Consider the following 13,092-nt stretch of genomic DNA (forward strand, 5'->3'; position numbering starts at 1 on the left):
GGGTGAACTCTTTGCCTGGCAACTGATCCGGTTCGGAGCCTTGAAAAACGCAGACATAATCATACCAATACCCCTGCATCCTTTAAGATTGAAAAAAAGAGGCTATAACCAAAGCGAACAAATATCCAAAGGTTTGGCCTCTGTTCTAAAACTGCCTGTAAGTACCCAACATTTGGTCCGGACAGAAAACACCGAATCTCAAACCAAAAAATCAAGATTTGCCAGGTATGAAAATCTGAAAGATGCCTTTATCATCAAAAACACTTCTGAACTGATTCAGAAACACATTATCCTTGTGGACGATGTAATGACCACCGGAGCTACAGTGGAGGCCTGCAGTATTGAATTACTGAAAATTGAAGGACTTAAAATTACCATTTGCACCCTGGCCTATGCTGAATGACGGATCCGTCATTTCGAACACAGCAGCAGTATTTTCTTCTTAATGTTGGAGTTTGCGCTGTGGAGAAATCTGTTAATGCGAGGCTGTACCTTTGATCATGGGATTTCTCTTCGCGTTTATTATATTTTTAAAGACAACAATTGAGGTCGCTCATCGAAATGACGGGATAGGGATCCGTCATTTCGAACACAGCAGCAAAATTTTCTTCTTAAGGTAGAAATGTGCGGTGTGGAGAAATCCGTTGATGTGAGACTGCGCTTTTGATCATGGGATTTCTCTTCGCGTTTATTATATTTTTAAAGACAACAATTGAGGTCGCTCATCGAAATGACGGTTTAGGCAGGTCTGTTGAAGATAAAAATTGAAAATTACTGAAACCAATAAACCCCGGCTCCGTAGAAGTATGTGAGAGCGTTAATTTAGATTGAAAAAGCTGATTGCCATAGGCGTCAGCTTTTTCTGTTAGAACTAAGATTTAACACTGAGATATTGTCTGATCTTATTGTACAGATCGTTAGGCACAAATGGTTTTATTACAAATCCATCCATACCGCATTCTGTAATGGTTTCGAGTTCGTGTGCAAAAAGCGAAGCAGTTAAAGCGACGATAGGTACCTTGGCGTAATATCCACCAATTTTCCTGATTGCTCGTGAAGACTCCATGCCATCCATCACAGGCATATGAAGATCCATCAGGATTAAATCATATTTCTTCTCCTGCACTTTTTCAAGGGCAATCTTTCCGTTCTCAGCAAAGTCCACACTCACGCCCCATTTAGTAATTACTTTACTGGCAAGAAGACGATTGATCTCGTTATCATCAACTACTAAAATGAGTCCGCTTAATTGTTGCAACGGGGTTTTGTTATCAACACTTACAGCTGATGTCGTTGAACGGTCAAACTGGACAATGAAGCTGAATGCCGAACCTTTACCCAGTTCGCTTTTTACACTTATTTCCGAATTATGAAGTTCTATAAGACTCTTTGTAATGGCCAAACCAAGTCCGGTACCCCCATATTTCCTGGTTGTATCAGTGCTGGCCTGAGTATAGGAATTGAAAATATCATCAATCTTATCAGCAGGTATACCAATACCTGTATCCGAAACCTCAAAACGCACCTTTACAAATTTCTTATTTTCGTCAACCAGATCGAGCTTTAGCTTGACCTCTCCTTTTTCTGTAAATTTAACGGCATTACCTAAAAGATTTATCAGGATTTGGTATAAACGTGTATTATCCCCTATAACGTTTGCAGGAATACGATGATCAATCTCTGATTTCAAGGCCACATGCTTTTCTGCAGTCTTGAATTGAAGAGAATTCAGGGTCTGGGCAACGAGCTCTTTAAGATTAACATCCACGCTTTCGAGAACCATATTTCCAGTCTGGATTTTGGTAAAATCCAAAACATCATTAATCAGTTTAAGCAGGTTCTGGGCAGAAAATCCCAAAATCTTCAGATTTTCAGTTTGCGATTCTGTCGGGTTATCATCCATCAGTATATAGGACATCCCAATTACTGCATTCAGTGGGGTTCTGATTTCGTGACTCATCACAGAAAGAAATGTCTCTTTCGCCTTGCTTAGCTGCAGGGCTTCTTCCCGGGTTTTGATTAGTTCCTGTTCGGCCAGTTTTCTTTCTGAAATATCATTAATGATCTCAACCTGCTGATCAAGACTTCCATCAATATTAAATGTCGGCGTATTTGAAATAGATAGCCAGATTTGAGAACCATCCTTTTTGTAACTGAGTAACTCAATATTTGAAGGTTTGCAATCCGCAGCCTGCTGTCTTGCCTTCCTCAGCAATTCCATGTCTGTACCCTCGCCAGCCAACAGATCTCCCGGGCGGGTATTCTGAAACTCCTCAAGAGAATAACCTGTTAAATCCTGCAGCGACTGGTTTATCCATTTGATCTTACCATCACTGCCACTAATGGCAACACCATTAATGGTCTTGCTGGCAACAAGTGAAAGTAATGTGAGCTGATCCTCTGCAAATTTACGCTCAGTAATATCATTAATGATTTCAACCTGGCGCTCTATCTCGCCTTTCTCATTTAGTATTGGCGTGGTAGCTGCATTTACCCATATTGGGGAACGGTCTTTTTTATAAATCAGGAGGTCAATATTGTACGGCTTTTTTGCCCTTATTGCCTCTTCTGCAATTTCAAGTGACTTCGCTGATGTATCCTCACCAACGACTATATCACTAAAACGCCTTCCTTCAATCTCACTGAATTTATATCCAAGCATATTTTCAAGTGCAGCATTAACCCAGGTAACTCTGCCTTTCCCATCCCTGATTGCAATACCGCTTGCCGATTTACTGGCAACCATGGATAAAATTTCAAGTTCCAGTTCTGATTTCTTTCTCTCAGTAATATCAATAATTACTTCGACTTCTTTATCGATGTTCCCGTCTTTATCCAGAATAACTGAATTCAGAATAGATAACCAAATTGGAGTACCATCTTTTCGGTATGCAAGCAAATCAACTGAAAAAGATTGTTTGCTTTTTGTTAACTCCCGTGCATTAAGGATGACTTCCGTATCAGTTTCTTTACCTTTTAATACGTCGCCAAGTTTGCGCCCTTTGAGATCATCGAGACTATATCCTGTAATTTTTTCTGAAGCTTCATTCGCCCAGATTACATTACTATTATTATCACTAATGATCACGCCATTGTTAACCTTATTCGCAACAAGTGATAATTGCTCGAGTTCTTCGACCATTTTCTTCTTATCACTGATATCACGGCCATTTGCGAACCATTTTTCATTCCTGACTGCAATAGACCAGCCCATCCATTTGGTTGAGCCATCTTTTAGTTTGATCCTGCCCTCAAGTTCAAAACTTTTTTGCCCGCTTCCCAAACCCATCTCGATTTGAGGAACTATTGCCAATATATCAGCTTCATAAAAGAATTCCCAGATTGAACGGCCAATAACTTCTTCCACTGTATAACCGAGCAATCGCTCAACTATATTGTTCATCAGCTCAATGGTTCCGCTACGATCTAAAATACAATGCAGTTCGGCCGAACTGTTGAACATAGTACTAATATCCTCGTACTTCTGAATCAGGTCATTTAATATCCTATTTTGACGTTTTACTTCAAGATGAGTCATAACCTGATCTGCAAGGATCTTCAATGCCTCCCTTTGCTGTTCATCCAGGCTACCGGGTACCACATCCATTACACACAATGAACCCAGCGCATATCCCTCGGGATTTATTATCGGGACACCTGCATAAAATCTGATCTTTGCTCCTCCAGTGACACATTTCAATGCTAAAGTCCTGGGATCCTCCAGAGTATCATTAATCTCAAGAATCTCTGATCCTTTAATAGCAAACTGACAAATAGAATCAACAACAGAAGTACTCTCAGTACTAAATCCTACCTGTGATTTAATGAACTGGTACTCCCCATCCAGAAAACTGATGGTAGCTATTGGTTTTTTACTTAAATATGATGCTAAACGCGTAATGGAATCAAATTCACTTTCAGGTAATGAACCCAAAACCTGATATTCAAGAAGTGCCTTCAATCTAAGATCTTCAAAATCCTTCCCCACAACGCTATCCAACATAATTAATCTTTGTGAATTACTTTAGTTATTGATACAATGGATGTTTACCCATCATCTCATTAACCTTCTTACGAACCTTTTTTGCATTGGATTCGCTATCCGGATTTGAGATCACCTCATCAATGAGTTCAACGATTTTTTCCATATGTTTTTCCTTAAGGCCTCTTGTACTTACAGCTGCTGTACCAACTCTTATGCCAGAAGTTACAAATGGAGATTTATCGTCAAAAGGAACCATGTTTTTATTGACAGTAATTGCAGCCTCACCAAGTGCATTTTCAGCGTCTCTGCCAGTAATATTTTTATTTCGAAGATCAATAAGCATCATGTGATTATCTGTCCCGCCCGAAATAAGCTCGTAACCCCTATTTACAAGGGCGGCTGCCATTGCTTCAGCATTTTTCTTTACCTGAATGATATACTTCATGTAGCCCTCACTCAAAGCTTCCCCAAATGCAATTGCTTTTGCGGCGATGATATGCTCCAATGGACCGCCTTGAGTACCAGGAAATACAGCCATATCCAATACAGAAGACATCATTCTCAATTCTCCTTTTGGTGTTTTAAGTCCCATTGGGTTTTCAAAATCCTGTCCCATCATAATCATTCCCCCCCTTGGACCTCTTAAGGTTTTATGGGTGGTAGTAGTTACAACATGACAATGAGGAAGTGGATCGTTTAATAAGCCACGGGCAATCAGGCCGGATGGATGAGAAATATCAGCCATAACCAATGCTCCAATCTGATCAGCAACTGATCTGATGAACTTATAATCCCAATCGCGTGAATAAGCAGAAGCTCCACAAATAATAACTTTTGGTTTTTCTTTTAAAGCAACTTGTTCCAGTTTCTTATAATCGATAAGACCGGTTTCACGATCTACACCATAAAAATGCGGTTTATATAATTTACCTGAAAAATTGACTGGTGAACCATGAGTGAGGTGGCCTCCATGGGAAAGATCAAATCCCAAAATTTTATCACCTGCATTAAGCAAACCTAATAGGACAGCTGCATTTGCCTGAGCACCAGAGTGTGGCTGAACATTAACCCAGCTTGCATTAAATAATTCCTTAGCCCGTTCAATTGCTATATTTTCAACTTCATCAACAACTTCACATCCACCATAATACCTTTTGCCCGGTAAGCCTTCAGCATATTTATTGGTAAGTACTGAGCCCGCAGCTTCCATAACCTGCTTGCTTACAAAATTTTCTGATGCTATTAACTCTAGACCGGTTTCCTGACGCTCTTGTTCCTCATCAATCAGGCTGAAAATAAGTTTATCTCTCTTCATGGATGTATAGTGGTGTTTATTTGAATTATTAAATTTTTAAGAATTGTAAAGCAAAAATACAAATTAAGAATTGATTGAACCGATTTTAGCTTCAATCCAGAAATTATTAAATCCAATTCCTGTTTGTATAGAGATCAAATCCTGTTGCAGCATTTCGAGCAATGCCATAAAATTGTAAACAAAATGAACTTTATTTTCTGAATTTGTGACTATATCCCTGAAATCAAGTCGCTTATTTATAGCCAGAAGCCTGTCAATTGCCTTTTTCTGTGACTCAATATTATAGGGGTATTGTTCAACAATGTGCTCCTGCTTATTATCGCGCTGCAAACTTCGCTGAAGAACCTTATTAAAGGTCATCATAAGCTTATACAGGTCGAATGACTCCAATTCCTCCCCCGGATCAGCAGTCAATGCCATTTGCAAAACATCAGAAGTGATATTACCCCGCTTTTCCTGCATAAAACGCTCATTTTCAAGAATTTTGAACTGTTCGGCAAGCTGTTTAAACTTCTTGTACTCAATTAGTTTCTGTATAAGATCACGTTTTAAATCTATTTCATTTCCCTCATCATCAAGATCCGGCCTTGGTAAAAGCATTTTTGCCTTTATCCGCATCAGAGTAGCCGCTACAAAAATAAATTCGCTTGCAACCTCAATGTTCAATGAGTTCATATGATGCAGGTAGTCGAGAAAATCATCGGTGATTTTGGCTATCGGAATATCCTGAATATCCAGTTCATCCCTTTCGATAAAGAACAAAAGCAAATCAAATGGCCCCTCAAATTGGGGTAGTCTGATCTCGAAAGCGTCATTTACATTCATAATTCAATCAAATGTAACGAGAGTAACATAATATATATGTCTGTACAAAAAAATAAAAATGTTTAACAAATACCTTATTTTTGCATGAACATATTTATAAACCCTAAATGGAAGTTAAGGCGGGCGAATTTCTGGAACAGATCAATTACCCTTCGGATTTAAAAAAATTTAAAGAAGAAGATCTTGAACGTATCTGCTCAGAATTAAGACAGTTTATTGTTGATACAGTCTCAGTAAATGGCGGACATTTTGGGTCGAGCTTAGGCGTTGTTGAATTAACAGTTGCCCTACATTATGTGCTCAATACGCCATACGACCAGCTTGTATGGGATGTAGGCCATCAGGCCTATGGTCATAAAATCCTGACAGGCCGCAGGGCAGATTTCCATACAAACCGGATTTACAAGGGCTTGAGTGGATTTCCCAAAAGATCTGAAAGCGAGTATGATACATTTGGAGTAGGTCACTCTTCGACATCTATTTCTGCTGCCTTAGGTATGGCTGTTGCCTCCAATTACAAGGGTGAGACCGACAGACAGCATGTTGCCGTGATCGGGGATGGTGCGATGACCGGAGGACTTGCCTTTGAGGCTCTGAATCATGCTGGTATTGAAAATTCAAATATTCTTGTAATCCTGAATGATAACTGCATGTCGATTGACCCGAATGTAGGCGCATTAAAAGAATACCTGACTGATATAACTACATCAAAATCATACAATCGTTTCAGGGATGACATTTCTAACGTTCTGTCAAAAATCTCAGAGCTTGGTCCAAATGCTCATGAGGTTGTTAAAAAAATAGAGAAAACCATAAAGGGCGGATTATTAAAGAAAAGTAATTTCTTTGAAGCGCTCAAATTCAGGTACTTCGGACCAATTGACGGTCATGATGTTAAACATCTTGCCAAGGTTCTAAACGACCTTAAACATATACCAGGTCCAAAGTTATTACATTGTGTAACTGTTAAGGGCAAAGGATATTCCCTGGCAGAAAAAGATCAGACCAAATGGCATTCACCAGGATTATTCGATAAGATCACCGGAGAAATACAAAAAACTGCAAGCGAAAAACCAACAGCTCCCAAATACCAGGATGTATTTGGACATACCCTGGTTGAGCTGGCTGAGCTGAATTCAAAGATAATGGGAATAACCCCTGCCATGCCTTCGGGTTCATCAATGAATATCATGATGAAAGCTATGCCTGATCGTGCATTTGATGTAGGCATAGCTGAGCAGCATGCCGTAACCTTCTCCGCCGGCCTTGCAACCAGGGGGATGATACCATTCTGCAATATCTATTCAACATTTATGCAAAGAGCCTATGATCAGGTTATTCATGACGTAGCTCTGCAAAAACTGAATGTAGTTTTTTGCCTTGATCGTGCCGGATTTGCAGGTTCAGACGGACCAACACATCATGGCGCCTATGATCTTGCTTACATGCGTTGTATACCAAACATGATCGTTTCGGCACCGATGAACGAAGAGGAGTTAAGAAACCTGATGTATACTGCACAACAGGAAAATATGGGACCTTTCAGTATCCGTTACCCAAGAGGAAACGGGGTAATGCCTGAATGGAGACGCCCTCTTAAAGCCATTGAAGTTGGTAAAGGAAGAACCATCTGTGAAGGTGAAGATGTCGCAATTTTAAGTATAGGACATATCGGAAATGAAGCTGTAAAAGCCTGTTATGAGCTCAATGCAGAAGGAATTCATCCGGCCCATTATGATCTGCGTTTTGCAAAACCTCTTGATCAGGAACTTCTTCATCAGGTATTTAAAAAATTTAAATATGTCATCACTGTTGAAGATGGTTGTCTTCAGGGTGGTGTAGGCAGTGCGATACTTGAATTTATGGCCGACAATAACTATAATTCTACTGTTGTCCGGCTTGGTATCCCTGATAAGGTAATTGAGCATGGCGAACAACCCGAATTATGGAAGGAATGCGGTTTTGATGCTGAAGGAATAATCAAGAAAGTAAAAGAATTCGCACTTAGCAGAACTACCAGAGTTTTAGCTTCTTAAAAATTAGGGAAATTCGAATTAACCAGTCCTATTTGATATAAAATAGCTTCTTAACTACCTTCTTATAGAACTCTCCGACTGTCCTCACAATAATTGACTGGCTTCTGAAAGTACTGTTTAGTGTATACACTTGATTAAACTTTTCAAAAGAATGTTTATTCAGGGAGTTTATATAAAGTTTAAAAACTTCTAAAACATCCGGGCGGTTTGTAAAAGTATAACGCTGCTGATGCTGTGACACCCGGTTTTCTTCAATGCAGGATACTGAAGCACCACTGTAATGAAAAAATATTAGAGGCACAGATTCATTCACGTAAAAAACTCCATGTTTTTCAGTCAATGTTCGCTCATGGAGATTCCAGTAGGCTACATTACAACCCTCATGCTTCAGAATATCCACACCTTCAAAATATAGAGGAACAAGATTTAACCAAAGCTGCTCAGCAAACATACCCCGTTTGGAATCAAAAAAACACTCATTTCTGAGTTTGCCCATCCACCATAAAAGGAATGCTTGTGAATTCAAATCTCTTTTGAGTCCAAAAAAACCTGCATTATAAATTCCGGATCTGAGAAATACCCGGTCATCAAAATCAGTACCATTGGGTACTGTGCTTAATGAATGCGGACTTAACACAATACTATTAACATCTAAGCTCTCATATACAGGATTCAAATCGTCAAATAGTAGAATATCACTGTCCAGAAATATAATCTGATCAAGCTGCTTATATTTTTCAAAAATATAATTGCCAAAATAGGGCTTCAGGGCACTGTTCAGCTCCAGGGGAGAATATTTCGAACATAACTCATTGAGAAAGGATAGGTTCATATCTCTCGCCATGATCAGTTCGATCCCTTCAGGAATTAAATTAAGATCAACCGTATCAATAAGGCAAATAATGAATTTAACACCCTGGCAATGGGTGCTGACCGAATCAGCCAGTGACAAAGCCCTTCCTAAGTGATTATAGCTGCATACAGTATAAATTGCATTCATTTCTCCGGTAAAAATAGTGGATTATTTAATTAATAGGGCCCGGATAAATTTTTTCTTCGACCCTGAAGGTGGTCGAATATTCATAGAAACAGCGTAAACCCTGTTTCCCGAAGCCGGCCGCATGTACCTCCTTTAATATTTTAGTTGAAAGCCAAATCGTCCAATAATAAAAATGAAGATTAGTTTAGTATAATTTATTGCCATTAAATAAAACAATCATAAAATTTAGTCCCTAATCAATAATTCATATATTTTTACAAAATTCTCATTCAGTGTTCTTCATATTCAAAATAATTTAAGGTAAGAATGTTCATATTTCCTCTCATTTATTTCTCTGCCTTTTTTATTGCACTTAAAAACCTCGTATCAAGGAATAAACAGGGTATTTTCATATTTCTAATCTTTGGCCTTCCAATTTATACAACAAGTCTTTCGGTGGCTCTACAATACGGATTTGCAGACATTGTTCCTTTTATGCAGCCGCTTAAGGAATTGCTAATCTTAATTACCCTTGGGACTGGTATATGGGAACTTGAGAGGCGAATCAAATTTCAAACAATAGATTATGCAATTCTGGCATATTTTCTTTATACCCTGCTTTATGTTTTTCTGCCGATTGGTCAATATGGTTTAGGCGACAAGCTAATCGCATTTAAAAGTTCAAGTTTTTTTACGTTAATTTATTTTGCAGGGCGCATTTTTGACCCAACTCGTATTTATATCAGCAAGTACTTTCATTATATACTTGCTGTTTTTATTGCAGCCGCTGGAATACTCTTATTTGAAATTCTCAGCGATCAGCATTTTCAAACCCTGACAGGATATGCCGATTTTAATTTCTATTATTTTAACCAGGAAGCAAGCGGTAATTATGGACTTTCATGGACTTTCGAAACATCAACAGGCCTCAGAAGATTTGCCAGCTTCTTTGCAAACCCTCTTGAATTTGCCGCATCTACCTTATTAGCACTTGCAGTACTTGCCGGTCTTTATACAACTGAAGATAACAAGATCAAAGCTGACACTTTGGGTATCATTGCAATAATTGCCACTCAATTTTCTATTTTTTTCGCATTATCCAGATCATCTCTTGCCAGTTACTTTATCATGATTTTTATTTATGCCCTGATCACAAAGAAAAAACTGGTTCTCAATATCATATACGCCGGATTTATAGCAGTGGCTATCTATTTTATATTCTTCATGCTTGTAATTAACCCTGATTTATACGAGTTTATCTATGAAACAATCACATTTACAAATCCATCAAGTGTGGGTCATGTGCTTGCCTGGGTAGAAGGTATTGAAGCCATAGCCGCCAATCCTCTGGGCCTGGGATTGGGTGAATCAGGAAGAGTTGCAGTAAGTTTAAGCGATACGGTTGGCGGAGAAAACCAATACATTATTATTGGGGTACAAACAGGAATAATCACTTTGCTGCTCTACCTCTGGATGCATATTTACTTCATCAAAACTTGCTGGAAATGGTATCCTCATTTACAAGGAAAAGAAAGACAGGTATGTTTAAGTCTGCTATTAATGAAGATTGGTTTTATTATTCCGCTATTAACCTCAGAACTTGAATCATCGGTGTATATTTCTTATGTGAGCTGGTTTCTATCCGGGATTTTTGTTAACATGATAGCAGGGCATACCCCGGCAATTTCTAAAATATCTGAGGAAAAAATTTATCAGAGCCCAAATCCTGATAATTAAATTAATTTTGCAGCAATATGATTTATATCCTTCTATGTCAAATAAAATAAGAATAGGACTTGACATTCGTGACCTCCGGATAGCAAAGACAGGTTCAAGAACTTATCTGGAAGAAATATATAATCAATTTAAGAGTGATAAATACGATTGTGAATTTGTCTTTTTCGACACTTCATTTCCGGTTTATATTGGACGCTATAAAGTACTGAAATTGATTGAGCACATCCGGTTTATTTTTTGGAAACAGGTAATTCTTCCCATTAAAGCAAACCTTAATAAATGTGATATCCTGTTTTGCACAGATTACTTTGTCCCATATTTTACACCGGGATTCAAAGCCATACCGGTATTCTACGATGCTTTCTTCTTTGAATATTCCAGCCATTATAATACCCAATGGCTGAAATTATTTAAGATTTTTGGAGTGAATGCTGCAAAAAAAGCACCATTTATTATTACAATAACTGAGTACACCAGAAACAGGATCTCTCATTTTACAGGTATTGACCGCCAAAAGATCAGGGCCATCCATCTTGCGCCAAAGAAGATGGCTGTAGCTGAGCCTGAATCCGGATATACTCCAACATTCAATATTCCTACCTCAAAATTTATTTTGCATGTAGGCACGCTTGAAAAAAGAAAGAATTTAGTCCGCTTGATTGAAGCCTTTAATTTATTGCGACTTTCTGGGCATCAGGATTATTCGCTGATTCTTGTTGGACAACCTAGTCCCAAAAACGACATGGATGATAGTGCCGCAATTAGTGAGATTATTGAAAGACTTGGACTCCGGGACTTTGTCCTGACACCCGGATATGCAAGTGACCAGGATTTAGCATATTTTTATAAATATGCTGAAATATATGCTTTCCCTTCAATTAATGAGGGATTTGGAGTTCCTGTACTTGAAGCTTTTCATCATCACCTGCCTGTAATTGTATCAGATAACACCTGCCTTCCCGAGGTTGGAGGCGATGCAGTATTATGCTTCGACCCCTTCAACGTTGAAGATATCAGCAATAAAATGAAGGCCTTGATTGAGGATAAAGAACTTAGATCTGAGCTTATTAAAAGGGGAAGCGAGCGATTGAAACTTTTTTCCTGGGAGAGGAATACTAAAGAATTAATAAAAACTTTTAGGGTAGCTATCAATAAAAATTAGCATTTTCGTAAACTATTTATCATTTTCTGCGTATTCAAATTGAATACAGGCTATTAAACTAAATACGTGAAGAAAGCTTTAATTTGCGGGGTCTCTGGACAAGATGGTTCATACCTGGCTAAATTTTTACTTGAAAAAGGTTATTATGTTTACGGAGCATCCCGTGATGCGCAAACATCTCCCTTTATCAATCTTAAAAAACTTGGGATAAAAGACGATATCAACCTGATCTCTATAAATATTACTGATTTTGGTAATACCCTCGAATGTATCAACAAGATAAAACCAGATGAAGTCTATAACCTTGCAGGCCAGAGTTCTGTCCGTTTATCTTTTGATCAGCCTCATGAAACACACGAAAGTATAAGTACCGGGAACCTGAATCTTCTGGAAGCAATAAAATTCAGTAATCTGCCTATTAAGTTGTACAATGCAGGTTCCAGTGAATGTTTTGGTGACAGCAGTATTCCTGCAAATGAAAATACCATTTTTCATCCAAGAAGCCCCTATGCTATTGCCAAAGCAACTGCCTTCTGGCAAATAGATAATTACAGAGAAGCTTATAACCTTTTTGCCTGTACAGGAATACTATTCAATCACGAATCACCTTTACGACCAGAGCACTTTGTTACTAAAAAGATTATATCCACAGCTTGCAAGATTCACAGGAACAGATTGAATAAACTTAGTCTGGGTAATATCAATATCGAACGCGACTGGGGATGGGCGCCTGATTATGTAGAGGCAATGTGGTTGATGATGCAGCAGGACCAACCAAAAGATTATATCATAGCTACCGGCAAGAGCCATACACTTAAAGAATTCATTGATTTTACATTCAAGGCTCTGGATTTGAACTGGGAAGAACATGTTGTTATTGACGAAGTTCTGAGGAGGCCTACCGATTTACAGATTGGCCGGGCAGACCCAGGAAAAGCTAACAGAGAGCTGGATTGGAAAGCCAAACTCGGACTTAATGCAATTATTGAGAACATGATTGAACATGAATTAAGCTATTCCAATCTTAATACTCCAAGCTCCTATTAAACCTGA

Annotated in this window: 9 protein-coding genes; 5 read left to right on the forward strand and 4 right to left on the reverse strand. The window is 38.6% G+C overall.

Annotation, left to right across the window (positions count from 1 at the left end):
• The coding region (locus tag VGE44_RS06825; RefSeq protein ID WP_331077265.1) for a ComF family protein at positions 1-403 on the forward strand (403 nt) is incomplete at its 5' end.
• A gap of 468 nt (positions 404-871) precedes the next feature.
• Here the strand turns inward: VGE44_RS06825 and VGE44_RS06830 are convergent.
• From VGE44_RS06830 to VGE44_RS06840, 3 genes are all read right to left on the reverse strand, one after another.
• On the reverse strand, positions 872-4,003 hold the full coding sequence (locus VGE44_RS06830; protein WP_331077267.1) for a PAS domain S-box protein: 3,132 nt from the start codon (positions 4,001-4,003) through the stop codon (positions 872-874).
• A gap of 25 nt (positions 4,004-4,028) precedes the next feature.
• Complete coding sequence (gene glyA, locus VGE44_RS06835; protein ID WP_324487519.1) at positions 4,029-5,300, reverse strand: serine hydroxymethyltransferase; 1,272 nt, start codon at positions 5,298-5,300, stop codon at positions 4,029-4,031.
• A 63-nt stretch (positions 5,301-5,363) separates the two neighbouring features.
• Entirely contained in the window at positions 5,364-6,125 is a 762-nt protein-coding gene (locus tag VGE44_RS06840) for a segregation and condensation protein A (RefSeq protein ID WP_331077271.1), read from the reverse strand.
• Positions 6,126-6,232: 107 nt separating this feature from the next.
• Between VGE44_RS06840 and dxs the strand changes: the two genes are divergently transcribed.
• Positions 6,233-8,161, forward strand: coding sequence for a 1-deoxy-D-xylulose-5-phosphate synthase (gene dxs / locus VGE44_RS06845; protein ID WP_331077273.1), 1,929 nt, complete (start codon positions 6,233-6,235; stop codon positions 8,159-8,161).
• Between the two features lie 28 nt (positions 8,162-8,189).
• On the opposite strand, the gene VGE44_RS06850 is transcribed toward dxs, so the two are convergent.
• Positions 8,190-9,161 carry a hypothetical protein gene (locus tag VGE44_RS06850; protein WP_331077275.1) on the reverse strand — a complete coding sequence of 324 codons (972 nt, stop codon included), beginning with the start codon at positions 9,159-9,161 and terminating at the stop codon, positions 8,190-8,192.
• 306 nt (positions 9,162-9,467) lie between these two features.
• On the opposite strand from VGE44_RS06850, the gene VGE44_RS06855 reads away from it, so the two are divergent.
• The 3 genes from VGE44_RS06855 to VGE44_RS06865 all read left to right on the forward strand — a co-directional run bounded on the left by VGE44_RS06855 (position 9,468) and on the right by VGE44_RS06865 (position 13,086).
• A complete protein-coding gene (locus tag VGE44_RS06855; protein ID WP_331077277.1) occupies positions 9,468-10,877 on the forward strand; it encodes an O-antigen ligase family protein in 1,410 nt (469 codons plus the stop codon).
• A gap of 34 nt (positions 10,878-10,911) precedes the next feature.
• On the forward strand, positions 10,912-12,039 hold the full coding sequence (locus tag VGE44_RS06860; RefSeq protein WP_331077279.1) for a glycosyltransferase family 1 protein: 1,128 nt from the start codon (positions 10,912-10,914) through the stop codon (positions 12,037-12,039).
• Between the two features lie 66 nt (positions 12,040-12,105).
• Complete coding sequence (locus VGE44_RS06865; RefSeq protein ID WP_331077281.1) at positions 12,106-13,086, forward strand: GDP-mannose 4,6-dehydratase; 981 nt, start codon at positions 12,106-12,108, stop codon at positions 13,084-13,086.
• The last annotated feature ends 6 nt before the right edge of the window (positions 13,087-13,092 follow it).

The sequence above is a fragment of the Daejeonella sp. genome, from assembly GCF_036405355.1.
In the GTDB taxonomy this organism is placed as follows: domain Bacteria; phylum Bacteroidota; class Bacteroidia; order Sphingobacteriales; family Sphingobacteriaceae; genus Daejeonella.